This is a genomic window from Rhodopseudomonas sp., from assembly GCF_013377015.1.
In the GTDB taxonomy this organism is placed as follows: domain Bacteria; phylum Pseudomonadota; class Alphaproteobacteria; order Rhizobiales; family Xanthobacteraceae; genus JARJEH01.
In genome coordinates, this window is record NZ_JACABA010000004.1 from 108,212 (window position 1) to 123,619 (window position 15,408).

General features: G+C 63.3%; 13 protein-coding genes. 4 read left to right on the forward strand and 9 right to left on the reverse strand.

Annotated features, from left to right (window positions below; genetic code table 11):
* The first annotated feature begins 53 nt into the window (after window positions 1-53).
* Entirely contained in the window at window positions 54-2,081 is a 2,028-nt protein-coding gene (locus HXX15_RS17935; protein ID WP_296517903.1) for a methyl-accepting chemotaxis protein, read from the forward strand.
* Between the two features lie 143 nt (window positions 2,082-2,224).
* Here HXX15_RS17935 and HXX15_RS17940 read toward each other — a convergent pair whose 3' ends face one another.
* The 4 genes from HXX15_RS17940 to HXX15_RS17955 all read right to left on the reverse strand — a co-directional run bounded on the left by HXX15_RS17940 (window position 2,225) and on the right by HXX15_RS17955 (window position 7,446).
* Window positions 2,225-3,136 carry a DMT family transporter gene (locus HXX15_RS17940; RefSeq protein WP_296517728.1) on the reverse strand — a complete coding sequence of 304 codons (912 nt, stop codon included), beginning with the start codon at window positions 3,134-3,136 and terminating at the stop codon, window positions 2,225-2,227.
* A gap of 186 nt (window positions 3,137-3,322) precedes the next feature.
* Window positions 3,323-4,672: a caspase family protein gene (locus HXX15_RS17945; RefSeq protein WP_296517904.1), complete on the reverse strand. Its 1,350-nt coding sequence runs from the start codon at window positions 4,670-4,672 to the stop codon at window positions 3,323-3,325.
* Between the two features lie 177 nt (window positions 4,673-4,849).
* On the reverse strand, window positions 4,850-6,247 hold the full coding sequence (locus HXX15_RS17950; protein ID WP_296517729.1) for an HD domain-containing phosphohydrolase: 1,398 nt from the start codon (window positions 6,245-6,247) through the stop codon (window positions 4,850-4,852).
* 353 nt (window positions 6,248-6,600) lie between these two features.
* Window positions 6,601-7,446 carry a metal-dependent phosphohydrolase gene (locus HXX15_RS17955; RefSeq protein WP_296517730.1) on the reverse strand — a complete coding sequence of 282 codons (846 nt, stop codon included), beginning with the start codon at window positions 7,444-7,446 and terminating at the stop codon, window positions 6,601-6,603.
* 158 nt (window positions 7,447-7,604) lie between these two features.
* Between HXX15_RS17955 and HXX15_RS17960 the strand changes: the two genes are divergently transcribed.
* Both HXX15_RS17960 and HXX15_RS17965 read left to right on the forward strand, forming a co-directional pair.
* Window positions 7,605-8,009 (forward strand): DUF1330 domain-containing protein, encoded by a 405-nt coding sequence (locus HXX15_RS17960; protein ID WP_296517731.1) that lies wholly within the window; start codon window positions 7,605-7,607, stop codon window positions 8,007-8,009.
* Between the two features lie 175 nt (window positions 8,010-8,184).
* A complete protein-coding gene (locus HXX15_RS17965) occupies window positions 8,185-8,916 on the forward strand; it encodes a PilZ domain-containing protein (RefSeq protein ID WP_296517732.1) in 732 nt (243 codons plus the stop codon).
* A gap of 6 nt (window positions 8,917-8,922) precedes the next feature.
* Here the strand turns inward: HXX15_RS17965 and HXX15_RS17970 are convergent, their stop codons facing one another.
* The 5 genes from HXX15_RS17970 to HXX15_RS17990 all read right to left on the reverse strand — a co-directional run bounded on the left by HXX15_RS17970 (window position 8,923) and on the right by HXX15_RS17990 (window position 13,643).
* A complete protein-coding gene (locus tag HXX15_RS17970; RefSeq protein ID WP_296517905.1) occupies window positions 8,923-9,858 on the reverse strand; it encodes a DMT family transporter in 936 nt (311 codons plus the stop codon).
* 132 nt (window positions 9,859-9,990) lie between these two features.
* Window positions 9,991-11,277, reverse strand: coding sequence for an FAD/NAD(P)-binding oxidoreductase (locus HXX15_RS17975; RefSeq protein WP_296517733.1), 1,287 nt, complete (start codon window positions 11,275-11,277; stop codon window positions 9,991-9,993).
* Window positions 11,278-11,674: 397 nt separating this feature from the next.
* Entirely contained in the window at window positions 11,675-12,166 is a 492-nt protein-coding gene (locus tag HXX15_RS17980; RefSeq protein WP_296517734.1) for a GNAT family N-acetyltransferase, read from the reverse strand.
* Between the two features lie 161 nt (window positions 12,167-12,327).
* Entirely contained in the window at window positions 12,328-12,801 is a 474-nt protein-coding gene (gene ybaK, locus HXX15_RS17985; protein ID WP_296517735.1) for a Cys-tRNA(Pro) deacylase, read from the reverse strand.
* 17 nt (window positions 12,802-12,818) lie between these two features.
* Complete coding sequence (locus tag HXX15_RS17990; RefSeq protein WP_296517736.1) at window positions 12,819-13,643, reverse strand: aldo/keto reductase; 825 nt, start codon at window positions 13,641-13,643, stop codon at window positions 12,819-12,821.
* Window positions 13,644-13,970: 327 nt separating this feature from the next.
* On the opposite strand from HXX15_RS17990, the gene HXX15_RS17995 reads away from it, so the two are divergent.
* Window positions 13,971-15,263 (forward strand): adenylosuccinate synthase, encoded by a 1,293-nt coding sequence (locus HXX15_RS17995; RefSeq protein WP_296517737.1) that lies wholly within the window; start codon window positions 13,971-13,973, stop codon window positions 15,261-15,263.
* The last annotated feature ends 145 nt before the right edge of the window (window positions 15,264-15,408 follow it).

Consider the following 15,408-nt stretch of genomic DNA (forward strand, 5'->3'; position numbering starts at 1 on the left):
TTGTCCCGCAATCCGACTTCCGGTTTGCAATTCGAACACGGATACTCAAGATGATGAAGCTCAATCGCATTGGTAACAAGCTTGGCCTGGTCGGTCTGGTCGGCGTCGCGCTTGCGATTGGAGGGCTTGTCAATCAACGGCTGAGCGAAGCGTCGATCGAAAGCGTCAATCAGCGCAAGGATGCGCAGCAGAGCATCTCCGAACAGGCGCTGGTGGTCGCGATCGGCTTTCGCCGGGTTCAACTCGCGGCCAAGGATATTCGTTACGCGAAGAGCGCGGCGGAAATCGAAAAGAGTCTCGCAGAAATTCCGGCATCGAAGACGATGTACGAAAACGCGCTCGATATGGCGACCGGTCTCGCCGTCCAGCCGGACAACAAGGCCAGATTCGTGAAGATCAAGTCGCTGACCGCCGACTACATCGTCGCCGTCGACGAAGTGGCCAGGCTGGGCACCGCGAAATTCGCGCTGCTGGCCACGAGCAACGCGCAGAGCAAGGCCTGGACCGAAAAATTCGACGTCCTGCTGGCCTCACCGGCGCTGGCGCAAAACCCGAATCAGCTCGCCGTCGAACGCGACCTGCAGGAAGCCGATGCGAATCTCAACGCTGCCGCCGGCGCGAGCTGGCGTTTTGCCGCGACCGGCGAACCAGCCATGAAGACCCAGATCGCCGGCAGCGCCGCGAAAGTCGCCGACATGCTCACGCGAGCCGGCACGCTGGCGAACGACGTCACGATCCGTCGCGACATCGAAGCGCTGGCCGGTGTCGCCAAGACCTTCATCGCCACGACCAACGAGCTTGTGAAGAACGAGGAAGCCACCGCTGCCGTGACCCAGACTCGGGCACTGCCCGCCGCGGCCGGGGGCGCTGAATTCGTCACCGCGGCGCTAGGTGCGGCGAAGAAATTCCTGACCGAAGCCAAGGAGCAGGCGGAACAAGAGACGTTGCAGGCCAATCGCGTCAACCTTTGGCTGTCGATCGTGGTGGTGTTGTCGATCGTCGGCTCGGTGCTGTTCGCCTTCCTGGGTGTCGCCCGGCCGATGACCCGGCTGAATAACGCGATGGCCACGATCGCGGCAGGCGAGCCCGATGTCGCGATTCCCGGCGCCGCGCGCGGCGACGAGGTTGGCGACATGGCCAGGACCGTCACGGTGAACGGCGCCAACGCCGCGCAAAAGGCTCGCAACGAGGTCGAAGCGAAGACCAAACAGGACCTGGTTGCAGCGGACCGGCGCAAGTCCGAGATGACGAAGCTGGCCGACGATTTCGAAGGCGCGGTCGGACGGATCGTGCAGACCGTGTCATCGGCCTCGGGGGAGTTGGAAGCCTCCGCCGGAACCCTGACGGCGACCGCGGAACGTTCGCAGCAATTGACCAACATGGTTGCTGCGGCATCGGAGGAGGCCTCCAGCAACGTGCAGTCGGTCGCCTCGGCGACCGAAGAAATGTCGTCCTCGGTGAACGAGATCAGCCGTCAGGTCCAGGAGTCCGCGCGGATTGCCGGCGCAGCCGTGCAACAGGCGCAGAAGACCAACGACCGGGTCGGCGAACTGGCGCAGGCCGCGAGCCGGATCGGCGCCGTCGTGGAGCTGATCAATACCATCGCCGGCCAGACCAATTTGCTGGCGCTGAACGCCACTATCGAAGCGGCGCGGGCCGGCGAGGCCGGTCGTGGCTTTGCGGTGGTGGCATCCGAAGTGAAGGCGCTCGCCGAGCAGACCGCCAAGGCCACCGGCGAGATCAGCCAGCAGATTTCCGGCATTCAGTCGGCGACGCAGGATTCGGTCGCCGCTATCAAGGAGATCGGCAGCACCATTGGGCAGATGTCCGAGATCGCATCGACCATTGCGTCGGCGGTGGAACAGCAAGGCGCGGCGACCCAGGAAATCTCCCGCAACGTCCAGCGCGCGGCGCAGGGCACCATGCAGGTATCGACCAACATCGCCGACGTGCAGCGCGGCGTCGGCGAGGCCGGGTTGGCATCGTCGCAGGTGCTATCGGCTGCGCAGTCGCTGTCCGGCGAGAGCAACCGACTGAAGCTCGAAGTCGGCAAGTTCCTCAATTCGGTGCGCGCCGCATAGCCGCGGCCAACGGGTTCAAATTGAAAGCGGCGGCGCCTTGCTTCGCGCCGCCGTTTGCTTTTGCCGCAGCCGGCGGTGCTTCTCGATGCGGGCGTTCTTGCCATTGGCGCGCGAGGACCTTGTCGGCGACGGTGCGCCACGCCTCACCGCCGCGCCGCGATCACTATCCCGGCGATCACCAGCGCGTAGCCGGCGAGGTGAAACAGCTCGGGCTTTTCGCCCAGAACGGCGGTCGCCATCACCGAGCCGAACACCGGCACCAGATGGAAGAACGGCGCAGCGCGGTTGGGCCCGACCAGCGCGATGCCGCGGTTGAAGCAGATATAGGCCAGCGTCGAAGGGAAGATCACCGCGTAAGCCAGCGTCGCCGCGGTCAGCCAGTCGAGGCTCGGCCTGACGCCGGCGGCGAATTCCCAGGCGGCGAACGGCAGCAGCATCAGCGCGCCGCCGCCGGTGGTGACCACGATCAGCGACAGCGGATGGCTTACCGGACGCCGCGGCATCAGCGCGGAATACAGCCCGAACGCGCACAGCGCGCCGGCGAACATGAGATCGCCTTTGTTGAACGCCACATCGACCAGCGCCGCGAAGTCGCCGTGCAGGACGATCGTGAGCACACCGAACAGCGAGATGGTGATGCCGCAAAATTGCATCCAGGTCAGTCGCACCCCGAACAGCGCCAGCGACCACAGCGCCACGAATAGCGGCCCGGAGGACTGGATCAGCAGCGCGTTCAGCGCCTGGGTGAATTGCAGCGCCCAGTAGGCCAGCGCGTTGTTGATGGCGAAACCGGTCGCCGACAGCGCCAGCATCAGCGGCCAATGCGCGCGCAGCACCGGCCAGTCGCGCCCAAGATGCGGCCAGGCGAACGGTAGCAACAGCAGCATCGTCCCGATCCAGCGCACACAGGACAGCGTCACCGGCGGCACGTGGCCCGCGACATAGCGGCCGAGCACAATGTTGCCGGCCCAGAACAGCGAGGTCAGGCTGAGCAGCAGATAGGGCTGGTTGGCGAGCCAGCCTGTGGGGGAGAGGCGAGCGGATGCAGGGACCAATGCGCGACAATCATTGAGATCGGAACAATGCTGCGAGTTGTGCCCGAAACGCTCGCGCAAACAAGGCTCCGCCGCGGAAGGGTGCCATGCGGGCGTCGTCCGCAATTGCTGCGACGTGAACGAATGCCGGCCTTGGCGCGGATTCCGGGCCGACGAAATCGATCGCGCCAGACCCTGGCACGTGGATCAATGCATCGTTGACCTGACGGTCCAGACCAGAACCGGGCGAGGGTCGATGCGGCGGATCGTGAGCGTGCCGGCCAGACGCCCATTCGTGATTTGTCCTTCGAACGTCGCGACCGCCTTGGGTTCGTTCTTCTGGCCTGCGTCAAGTCGCAAACTGACGAGCTTCCCGTCGAACGTACCGGTTCCGGTGTAGGTGTGGGTATGGGCCTTGAGCGGCGCAAAGGGACAATCGGCCAGCGCGTTCTCGATCATGTCAACGGTGAGTTCAGCTCGCACGGCGCGGTCACGCTCGAGCACCGCACTTAGCCTCGGATTCTTCATCGTCACCCGATATCGGCAAAACGGCGGCCCGCCGAATTCCAGCGAACTGTCGTTGCCCGATCCGACAGCGGTCGTTTCGCCGGCCTGTCCGCGCGACGATTCCGGGATGCCGACCGCCGATTGGCTTCGCTTCAATTCTTCCAGCCGCGCGCGAGCCATGCTTGTATATGCGGTGCCCGGAAACTGCCGAATGAAATCCTCCAGCACGGCCTGACTCGACGTATCCTTGGTCACCGCCCAGACGCGTTCCGCCGCGCTCGGCGCCGGGGCCGGCGGAGTTGCGGCGGACGAGGGCACCGCCGGCGGCGCCGTGAAATAGAAGCTTCCATCGATCGGCGACGACGACACCCAGGGCTGCTGGCCGCCTCCGGTCGACCGCTTCACGATGACGCCGACCTGATTGAAGGTCTGGAAGATATCGAGACCGGCCTTTCGTACCGTTGCCGCGAGGGCCTTGGTGAACGGACTGTTGCCGTCGGCGCCATCGAGCGCGACGTTGCCCGGTTGGGTCGCGTAGGAGATAAGCGTGCCCTCCGGCGCCTGCATCTGCGCCAGCCCACTCGAGGTCGCGCGCAAGCCGCGCCCCCCGAACGGATTGTTCCGGCAGGCATCGAGAATCACCAGATTGAGCTTGGTGCCCGATCCTTCCATCTGGCGCAGCACCAGGGCGACATCGATCATCTGAAAATCGATGTCGGCTTCCTTGACCGGATTGGCGTTGACCGGAACCAGATAGTTCGAATTGCGAACCTGGACGCCATGACCGGCATAATAGAACAGCGCGACATCGGCGCCGGCAAGCTGGTTGCCGAACAGCTGCACCACCCGATCGAAACCCATCTTGTCCAGATCGATCTGTGCCGCGCCGCCGATCAACGTGAATCCAACATCGCGCAAGGTGTCGGCGATGAGTTTGGCGTCGTTCTTCGGATTGTCGAGGCTGGGGACGTTGACGTATGACGAATTTCCCACGACCAGCGCGACGCGCTTGTCGGCATGGGCGAGCGTGACCCAGCACGCCACGATCATCAAGCCGGCCACGATACGCCGTGTCAGGAAAGTCCAATATTGCAAAGCGCTGCATCCGCGGCGTGATGTCGACGCCATGACCTTATCCCGCTCGGTGTCGATTGCAACAGAAGCCGGAACGTTCGCCCAACCCAGTCGCGACTTCAGCCCGCTTTCCCGCCTCGCCGGACAGCGCGCTCAGTCCGCGTAACGACCCGCAATTTCTTTGAATTCGCCGGTAATTTGCGTGAATGCATCAACGACGTCCGGGTCGAAATGGCTGCCCCTGCCTTCAACGATGATCGCGATCGCCTGATCATGCGGCATCGCGTCCTTGTAGACGCGGCGGGAGGTCAATGCGTCGTAAACATCGGCCACCGCCATCAGGCGAGCCGAGATCGGAATGACGCGACCCGCCAGTTGGTTCGGGTAGCCGCTGCCGTTCCATTTTTCGTGATGGTTCAACGCGATTTCCTTTGCGCAGGCGAGAAATTCGACGGTGGTACCAAGTCGCTTCTCAGCATTTTCGATGGCGTTGTGGCCCAGCGTCGTGTGGGTCTTCATGATCTCGAATTCGTCGCGGTCGAGTTTGCCCGGCTTCAGCAAGATGCTGTCTGGAATGCCGACCTTGCCGATGTCGTGAAGCGGAGCGTACTTGAACAGAATATCGATCTGGTGATCCACCAGGTAAGCCGCAAAGGCGGGGTGGGGTTGCAATTGCCAAGCCAGCGCCCGGACATAATGCTGGGTACGGCGAATGTGATTGCCGGTTTCGTTGTCGCGGGTCTCCGCCAGCGACGCCAGAATTTCGATGGTCACGTCTTGGGTATCGAGAATCTTGCGGGTGCGCTTTTCGACTTCGATTTCGAGAAGCCCGTTCTGGCCCTTCAGGAAATCCTTCGCCGCCGTCAGCGCCGTCTGCGCCGAGAAATCCTTGCGCAGCAGAAACTCGCGCCACCAGCCGATTCCCGCCGCCAGAATGAACAAGGTGATGACGTGATAAGACCAGTAGAAGAACGTGTTTCCATCTTTGCCGGGCGCGAGCAGCATTGCAGATTCAAACATCAGCAGAATGATCAGGCCTGATGGAAGCGCATATCTGAATTGGACACCCAGAATGACGAAGCAATAAAACTCCAGGAAAACGAAATTGAGGATTCCGACCCAGGAGCTGAGTCCCATGCCGCCCTGCGCGTCGATCTCCAGTAACACCCAGAACAGGCTGCCGGCGAGCACTACGATGAATCCGGACATCACGAATTGCCAATGCCGCTTGGCAGTGGACGTAAACGAATAGGCAATTCCGATTGCAAGGATCGGCAGGCAGAGCTGAAGCCGATAGATGTTGGCGGTTTCGTTCTGCAGCGCCAGGTGGTCGACCAGGAAGTCGCCGAAGACCAGGATCATTCCGACGGCGAGGCTGCACTGCGCGTAGCGATAGTAGAATGCGTGGTAGTATTGAATAAAATTTCGTTCATAGGCGGCGCCGGCAAATGCAAGCTTCGCCCGCAATGGCAATGCGCCGGATTGATCGGCGGTAACGGCCTTGCCGCTTCTTTGCGCTCTCCACGCTATCGGGTGATCCAAAACTGACATCGTTTGGTCCTGGTTGGGGAGATCGGATAGGTGAGAGCGGCCAAAGTGGCGCAGCTTTTGGCCCGGCCACGCATCGAAGATCAGATGCGCATGATAATCACTCTTCCATCGACACCTTAAGTCGCCGTGAATTTCGACGCGGCAAGGCAACCAATTGGAATAGGGGAACTTGCAACTGTCCGGTTGCCGTCTTAGCAATCGCCGCGCCGACGCGATGCGGCGCGTAATTCAATCGTCAGCACGCCGCGCGGCTTACTCGGCAAAGCTGCCATGCCGTCCTCAAGCCCAACGGGCTTGGCGCGCGTCAGTCGGACAGCGGCCTGCGAGCTTGGGAGCCGGCAGATTCGGCGGTGCTACTTCTGCGGCCCCGACAGCTGGATGTCGCGTTCGGCACGGAACACGTTGCTGTAGAGATTGGCGATCCATTGCCGGCCACGCGAGGTGACGTTGAGATAGCGGATCGCGGTCTGCACGTGCGGCGCGACGCTGTTCCAGTAGAACTGCGGATACAGGTTGACGATGTCGGCCGGAGATGAGTAGCCGAGTTGGCGGTTCAGCCCGGCTTCCTCGAATTCGTGATACAATGCGTTGGCCTTGCGGATGTAGTTCGGATCGCCGAGCTGTCCGATCAGATCGGCAGCGCGCAGCAGCGCGGCCTCTTCGTCGCAACTCTCACCGTCGGCTGGAATGCTGGCGGGAAACCGGGTGCCCTCCACCGCGTTGGCGATCCGCTGCCGGTCGAGCTGCGCGATGCCGTTGATCCGGTCCATCACATACATCTTCGAGCGGTCGACGTGCCAGGGCAGCATCGCGGCGTCGGACGATCCGCGTGGCAGCGTGATCTTGCGCCCGGTGTTGTCGACCACGTAGCCGTCGCTGCCGTCCTCCTTGAACAGGCCGCGGACGTAACCGATATCGTGGGTCAGGCAGGCGATGATGAGATGGGCGTAATCTTGCGCCGGCATGTCGGTGTGCAGCGCGCGGCCGCGCAGGATGTCGTGCCCGGCCAGCGTCACCAGCATGGTGTGTTCGGCGTTGTGATACAGCGCGTCGCTGTTGCCGATGCATTCGATCGCGATCCGCGCGATCGACGGCACGATGTCCGAGAGTTGCGCCTGCGACGAGCCGTAGCGCTTGCGCATGTAAGTCGCGAGAAACTTCCCCAAAGCGTCGGCGGCCAGTTCAGGCACCGTGATCATCGCAATCGTCTCCCGCGGGTCGCCCGCGACAGTGTATCCGCGAATTTCACCGCCGAGCAACCTGGCCGACGGCGATTTGCGCCGCCTCCGTAAAAGAATTTCCTTTCGCCGTGTCGGCGATCGACGCATTCTCCGCGCAACAAAAGGAAGGAGCGGTGATGAGCGTCGAGCTGTTGAATATCCAGGGCCTGCAAGAGCTCGCGCAACAGGGGCCGGTGGTGATGGTGAACCTGATGCGGTTCAACGCGCGTTCGGCTGATGGCGACGGCTCCGGCTGGGATGCCTATCTGCGCTATAGTGCGCTCACGGTGCCGATGATCAAGGCGCGCGGCGGCACGCTGTTGTGGACCGGCGACGCCAAAGCGGTGGCGCTGGGGTCTCCGGACGGCAATACATGGGACTACATGGCGTTGGTGTACTATCCGTCGGTGGCAGCGTTCCTCGACATGATGACCTCGGCGGACTACGAAGATCGCTGCGATCCACACCGGCGTAACGGCTGCGCCGATCACGTCATCATCTGCACCAAGGAGGCCTACAGCAAGTTCAAGGTGGGCCAGTGAACGAGGGCCGCCTTGGGCTTAGTTGAAATCGCAAGAGATCAATATGTACGGCTTCCGACGATGCCGGATAAATGCTTTGATAACCACGCCCCCGGAAATATGTGTCACGCTGGAATTCGTAAATCTACGAGGTCTATGTTAGTGGTAACGGCGTAGCCGCGTAGGGATTATCATCGTGTCGGTCCAGTCGTTTCTCAAGCAGAGAGCGGTCAGTATTGCCCTCGGCGGCAATTACACGCTGCCGAACTGGTATGATGCGCAGGGAAAGCTGCGGACTTTCGCATGCCGGACCAGCCGGGTCTCGCCGTTCCGTATGATTGTCGATGCGCCGGTGGTGGGTCGGATCGGAGATTCGATCGCGTCCTATTTCGGCGATTTCGGCAAGCTTGACGGCCACATCAGCGACACCATCGCCGGCGGGTTTCTGCTCGAACTCGCCATGACCAAGGCGATGCGCGAGAAGATCTCGAACCAGCTCACCTGGCTGGAAAAGAAGCAAAGCGACCCCGCCATCCGCGACGTTCGGGCGCAGGCGCGCATCATTCCGGCAACCCCGCATTCGACGCTGGCCTTCGCCGATGGCACGGTCCGGAGCTGCTTTGTGGTCGATATGTCGGTGTCCGGCGCCGCGGTGTCGGCCGACGTGCAGCCCGAGATCGGAACCCCGCTCGCGGTCGGGTCCTGCGTCGGCCGCGTCGTCAGGCATTTGCACGATGGCTTCGCGGTGCAGTTTACCGAATTGCAGAGCCGGTCAGAACTCGAGTGGCGCATCGCCCGGCCGCCGCCGCCGCATAACGCCTCCGACGCGAAGCCGCCGCGCAATCCTGTTCCCGAACCGCAGCCGGCGCCAGCACCGGGAGCTGTGCCGCGCCCCGGCGGCGATCGTGCCGAATATTTCGAGATCTGACCGCGGTCACTCCGCCAGCCGCGTCTTCGGCTTGCGCGCCGCGACGATGACGCCTGCCAGCACCAGCGCGTAGCCGAAGGCGTGATAGAGCTGCGGGCGCTCGCCGAGAAAGGCGATCGCCATCGCCGAGCCGAACACCGGGATCAGGTGAAAGAACGGCGCGGCGCGGTTGGCGCCGATCAGCTGCACGCCGCGATTGAAGCATAGATACGCCAGCACCGAGGGAAACACCGCCACATAGGCCAGCGAGCCGAGGTTGGCGGCGTTGATCTGCGCCACCGGCCTCGCCGACAGTTCCCAGAGGAACGCCGGCACCAGGCACAACGCACCGCAGCCGAAGGTGAAGGCCAGGAACGACAGGCCGTGGATCGCCGGCCGCTTCTGCGACAGCGCGGAATAGAATCCGAAGATCGCCATCGCCGCGATGAACAAGAGGTCGCCGGGGTTCAGATCGATCCCGGCCAGTGCGGTAAGGTCGCCGTGCAGCAGGATCACCAGCACGCCGATCATCGACACCAGGATGCCGAGCGCCTGCGCCAGCGTCAGCCGGATGCCGAGCAGGATCAGCGACCAGATCGCCACGAACAGCGGCCCGGCCGACTGGAACAACAGGATGTTCAGCGCCGTGGTGTGTTCCAGCGCGGTGTATTGCAGCGTGTTGAAGATCGCGATTCCGCTCAGCGACAGCCCCACCATCAGCCCGAGGTGCCGGCGGATCGCCGGCCAGTCCTTCGCCAGATGCCGCCAGGCGAACGGCAGCACGATCAGGAATGCGCCGAGCCAGCGCACGAACGACAGCGTCACCGGCGGAATCTGCCCGGCCGCGGCGCGGCCGACGATAGCGTTGCCGGCCCAGAACAGCGAGGTCAGGCTGAGCAGGAGGTAGGGCTGGTCGAACAGCCAGGACCAACGCGCGCGTGGTGAAGCGTGGGGCAATGGAATCGTTTCGGTTGCGGGAAAGGTCCTCGAACTTGTGCCCGAAACCGGCGACGCCGCAAGTCTGACCGGTGAATTGGTGCCATGCGGAGGCGGCGACCGGCCCACGGCGGTCGGCCCAGCCACCTCCGACGTGGCTCAGCCAACGTTCTCGGTCTTTTTCAGCTTGCCGATGCCGAGAATGTCGAGCATGGCCTTCTCATAGAAGGTATCGCTCTCGCCGCGGCGGATCTTGCGCATGAAATACTTCTCGAATGCGATCTTGGCGTTGTGGACCCAGACTCCGGACGACGACCAGTTGACGTTGCGCGGCGGCAATTGCGGCTGCGCCACGAAGGCGACGCCGGAATCGCCGAAATCGGCGAGGCAGACCGCGTTCCAGGTCGCTTGGTGGGTCGGCTCCTGGCCATCGAGCAATTGCCGGACGTTGAGCGCCGTCGCCGACACCATCGATTCGATCATGAATCCGGTCTTCGGCACGCCGCAGGCGACCGGGGTGGCTTCCATCGGCGGAATCGCGACGCAAACGCCGATCGCGAACACGTTCTGGTACTTTGGATTACGCTGATGCTTGTCGATCAGCACGAAGCCGCGCGGATTGACCAGGCCTTCGATCCCGCGCAACGCGGCGATTCCGCGGAAGCCCGGGATCAGCATCGAATAGGCGAAAGGCAGCTCGGCGGTCTTCTTGACCGATCCGTCCTCGGCGATCTCCTCGGCGATGATCTTGCCGGCGTCGATCTGCTTTACCCGGGTGTTGGTCATGAACTTGATGTGATGCTGCCGCATCTCGCCTTCGAGCAGGCCCTTGGTGTCGCCGACGCCGTCGAGGCCGAGATGGCCGACATAGGGCTCCGGCGTGATGAAGGTCATCGGCACCTGGTCGCGGATTTTGCGGCGGCGCAGTTCGGTATCGAGGATGAAGGTGAATTCGTAGGCCGGGCCGAAGCACGAGGCGCCCTGCACCGCGCCGGTGACGATCGGCCCCGGCTTCTTGCAGAATTCCTCGAACGAAACCGCCGCCTTGGCGGCGTGATCGACATGACAGATCGAGGAGGTGTGGCCGTCCGGCCCGAGGCCCGGGATTTCGTCGAACGCCAATTCGGGGCCGGTGGCGACGATCAGGAAGTCGTAGGACTGCGACGACCCGTCGGCGAGATCGACGCAATTATCCTCGGGACGGACCTTGGTCGCGGGCACCGCCTTGAAGCCGATGCCGCGCTTGGCGAACACCGGCGCCAGATCGATTTCGATCGACTCCTGGGTCCGCCAACTCACTGCGACCCACGGATTCGACGGCACGAAGTGATAGATCGGGTCCTTGGTGATGACGATCAGTTCGTCGTCTTTGCGCAACTGATCCTTCATCTCGTAAGCCATGATGGCTCCGCCGAGGCCGGCGCCCAAAATAACGATCCTTGCCATGTTGTTTCCCTCGCTGTGCAGCCGTCGGGGCGAGCCGCGCGGCCGCGTTGACGTCCCTGTTGTCCGACCGCAGCTGCCGGTTCTTGTTGTTATCTGCGCGCGAGACCCGATTGAGCCGCTCGGCTCACTGACGGGCATTTCAAACGTCGGAGGCGTGCTCAAAAGCGCGAGGCGCGACCGTCCTTTATATTCTAATATTCGTATCTATTGATATTAATAGACAAGTGCCCGAATTTGTCAATTCGCCTGATGAAAAATCCTGGCCTAAGCCAGCGAGCCATCCTGACGGCGGCGCGGCCATCGACTTTGCGATTGATCAAGCTGGATTGTTTTCAGCCGCAAGCGCGCACGGAATCGTGCAAACCGCGCTTGCCGGTGCGGATCTCGGGCGGGCCTGCTAGGCTGGATGCGGTTCGTCGTGGTTTTCAAGCACGGCGAGCGCGGTCTCGCCGACCTGGCGCAGGTCGTCGGTGAAGCGCGCCGCCAGCGCCTGCATCGGCAGATTCGATTTCAGGCACGACATCTCGATGCGGCGGACCCCGAGCCGGCGCGCCTGCTCGATCATCGCCGCCATCAGCCGGCCGCCGATGCCCTGGCAGCGCCATTCGCTCTCGACGCTGAACGCCGCCTCGGCCAGATGATTTTCGCGATCGACCTCGAGCAATTCGCAGGCGCCGCGGACCTCATCGTCCTCGACATAGCCGACCACGACACGCCCATCCGACAGCGCCGCGCCGGCATGGAAAAGCACGTGAAATTCGGAGACGTCCTCGAAGAACCGCATCTTTCGCGACGGCGTATCGAGCCGCATCAGGTGATTGCAGTAGCGGTCGGCGTCGGCAGAGCCAAGCGCCCGCACTTCACCCCGTGGTTCGACGCTCGCGGTCATGACGAAAGTCCTCAGGCGAATCCAGTTGACAATAAACCCGGCGCGGATCGAAGCAAACCGCCCGCGAGGCGTGTCGGCCCTAAGTCTGAGTGCCTTGACGGTTACAAATTACCTCTCGGCGCTTCGATGCCATTGGTTAGCCGGGCACGGGCAGCGTCGGATCAAGCCACCACTGCGCAAACGATCGCGTTCAGCGCGGCGCGAGCGGCGCCGGGATCGAGTTCGATCTGCAATCCGCGTTGACCGCCATTGAGATAGACGCTGGCCTCGCGCAGCGCGGCTTCCTCAAGCACCACCGGCACGCGCTTCTTCTGGCCGAACGGCGAGATGCCGCCGACATGGTAGCCGGTCAGCCGCTCGGCGTCGGCCGGCTTCATCATCTTCGCGGTCTTGCCATCGAAGGCGCTCGCCAGCTTCTTCATGCTGACCTCCTTGTCCGACGGCACCACCACGCAGACCGGCTTGCCGTCGACCTCGGCCATCAGCGTCTTCAGCATCCGGCGCGGTTCGACGCCCAGCTCCGCGGCGGCCGCGAGCCCGATGCTGTCGGCGTCGGGATCGTAGTCGTAGCTGTGCAGCGTAAAGGCGACGCCGACTCTTTCAAGCGCCTGCGTGGCGTGGGTGGTTTTCGACATCGCGTTTCATCCAGTCGTTATGGGGCATCCCACACCGGTGCGAACGCCGGATTGACGAAGCGCTGATCCTTGGGAAGCGCCGCGATGACAGCACGGTCACTGTCGTCGAGCTTTACGTTCAGCGCGCCGAGGTTGCTCTTCTGGCTGGCCTCGCCGCGCGCCTTCGGGATCGCCATCACGCCGTCCTGCTCGAGCAGCCACGCCAGCGCGACCTGCGCGGCGGTGGCGCCATGCTTGTCGGCGATCGCGGCGAGTTGCGGATAGGAGGCGAGCCGGCCCTGCGCCAGCGGCGCGTAAGCCGTGAGCGGCACCCCCTTGCTGCGCGCGTAAGCCAGCAATCGCTTCTGGCCGAGCAGCACGTGATATTCAACTTGGTTGCAGGCGATCGGCGCCTTGACCTGTTCGACCGCCTGCTTCAGCAGCGCGATCGGGAAATTGCACACGCCGATAGCGCGGGCGCCGCCGTCCTGCTTGATCCGCATCAGGGTTTCCAGTGCGGCGGCGAGATTCATGTCCGGCGCGGGCCAGTGAATCAGGTAGAAATCGACGTAAGGCGTCTTCAGCTTCGCAATACTGCTGTCGAACGCTTTGCGGATCGCGTCCGGCGCCAGATTCTGCCACCACACTTTGGTGGTGATGTGAATCTGTTCGCGCGCGATCCCCGAGGCCGCCACGGCGTCGCCGACAGCATCCTCATTGCCATACATTTCGGCGGTGTCGATATGGCGATAGCCGAGCGCCAGCGCGCGCGCCACCGCGGCGCGACATTCGTCGCCCTGCATCCGGAAGGTGCCGAGTCCAAGCTTCGGGACGGTCAGCCCCTGAGTCGTCAGCGTTTCCATGGCCTCTCCTTTGCGCGCGGGAGGATCAGCGGCCGAATGCGGTCGCCGCCTCCATCCACAAACCAATCCCGCCGGCCGGGCCGCGTCAAGAGCAACGGAAAGGGCCGGATTTTCCGGGGATATCAATAGTTTGGATAGTGCGTGGAGGCGCCGCCGCGGGCCGTTTCGCTTGCGTCCAAAGCCGGCATCCGTTATCCGATTGATCGCCTCGCATGCGAGCGGCCGCGGCCGTGTTTTGGCTTGGCGCTCTCGCATGATCCAGAAGGCCGCTCGCGGTCTTCGCAACGATCATGTTCCATCGGTTGAGTTGCAGGGGATTCTCTCGAAATGGCCAATGTCGTCGTGGTCGGCGCCCAATGGGGCGACGAGGGTAAGGGCAAGATCGTCGACTGGCTGTCGGAGCAGGCCGACATCGTGGTCCGATTCCAGGGCGGCCACAATGCCGGCCATACGCTGGTGATCAACGGCGAGACCTACAAGCTGGCGCTGTTGCCGTCCGGCGTGTTGCGGCCGTCGAAGCTGGCGGTGATCGGCAACGGCGTGGTGTTCGACCCGCAGGCGTTTCTCGACGAGGTCAAGAAGCTGCAAGGCCAGGGCGTCGCGATCAGCCCGGACAATCTGCGCGTCGCCGAGAACGTCACGCTGATCCTGCCGCTGCATCGCGATCTCGACGCGCTGCGCGAATCCGGCAATTCGGTCCACGCCATCGGCACCACCCAGCGCGGCATCGGCCCGGCCTATGAGGACAAGGTCGGTCGCCGCGCCATCCGGCTGATGGACCTTGCCGATCCCGATACGCTGCCCCACAAGATCGACCGGCTGCTGGCGCATCACAACGCGCTGCGCCGCGGTTTCAACCTGCCCGAATTCGACGGTGCGACCATTCAGCAGGGCCTGATGGCACTGGCGCCGAAGCTGTTGCCCTATGCCGAGACGGTGTGGCGGCTGCTCGATCAGAAGCGCCGTGAGGGCAAGCGGATCCTGTTCGAGGGCGCGCAGGGCGCGCTGCTCGACGTCGATCATGGCACCTATCCGTACGTCACCTCGTCCAACACTGTGGCGGCGCAGGCCGCCACCGGCACCGGCATGGGGCCGAGTTCGGTCGGCTATGTGCTGGGGATCTGCAAGGCCTACACCACCCGGGTCGGCCAGGGGCCGTTCCCGACCGAATTGCTGAACGAGATCGGCGAGGAGATCGGCCGCCGCGGCAAGGAATTCGGCGTCAACACCGGGCGCAAGCGGCGCTGCGGCTGGTTCGACGCGGTGCTGGTGCGGCAGACCGTCCGCACCTGCGGCATCCACGGCCTGGCACTCACCAAGCTCGACATTCTGGATGGCTTCGATTCGATCGAGGTTTGTGTCGGCTACATGCTGGATGGCAAGGAAATCGACCATCTGCCGGCCGGCGAGGGCGCCCAGGCCCGAATCCAGCCGATCTACGAGACCATCGAGGGCTGGAAGGAACCGACCGCCAATGCCCGATCCTGGGCCGATCTGCCGGCGCAGGCGATCAAATATGTCCGGCGGGTCGAGGAACTGGTCGGATGTCCGATCGCGCTGTTGTCGACCAGTCCGGAGCGCGAGGATACAATTCTGGTGCAGAACCCGTTCGAGGCTTAAAAGGATGTTGCCGCAGGGTATTTTCCGGCAAACTGGGGTCCGGTCTGGCGGAACGAGGTGCTCTCGGTAATGATTTGCGCGTATTCTGCGCGCGGATCGTTATCCACTTTTGCGGAAATTGCGCGGGGCGTTCATACTTGAGTCG

Bases quoted from the DNA above. Each gene is read 5' to 3' on its own strand.
- HXX15_RS17935 (WP_296517903.1), top strand. From the start codon at position 54: ATGAAGCTCAATCGCATTGGTAACAAGCTTGGCCTGGTCGGTCTGGTC.
- HXX15_RS17945 (WP_296517904.1), bottom strand. From the start codon at position 4,672: ATGATCGTGGCGTGCTGGGTCACGCTCGCCCATGCCGACAAGCGCGTC.
- HXX15_RS17950 (WP_296517729.1), bottom strand. From the start codon at position 6,247: ATGTCAGTTTTGGATCACCCGATAGCGTGGAGAGCGCAAAGAAGCGGC.
- HXX15_RS17955 (WP_296517730.1), bottom strand. From the start codon at position 7,446: ATGATCACGGTGCCTGAACTGGCCGCCGACGCTTTGGGGAAGTTTCTC.
- HXX15_RS17960 (WP_296517731.1), top strand. From the start codon at position 7,605: ATGAGCGTCGAGCTGTTGAATATCCAGGGCCTGCAAGAGCTCGCGCAA.
- HXX15_RS17975 (WP_296517733.1), bottom strand. From the start codon at position 11,277: ATGGCAAGGATCGTTATTTTGGGCGCCGGCCTCGGCGGAGCCATCATG.
- HXX15_RS17980 (WP_296517734.1), bottom strand. From the start codon at position 12,166: ATGACCGCGAGCGTCGAACCACGGGGTGAAGTGCGGGCGCTTGGCTCT.
- ybaK (WP_296517735.1), bottom strand. From the start codon at position 12,801: ATGTCGAAAACCACCCACGCCACGCAGGCGCTTGAAAGAGTCGGCGTC.
- HXX15_RS17990 (WP_296517736.1), bottom strand. From the start codon at position 13,643: ATGGAAACGCTGACGACTCAGGGGCTGACCGTCCCGAAGCTTGGACTC.
- HXX15_RS17995 (WP_296517737.1), top strand. From the start codon at position 13,971: ATGGCCAATGTCGTCGTGGTCGGCGCCCAATGGGGCGACGAGGGTAAG.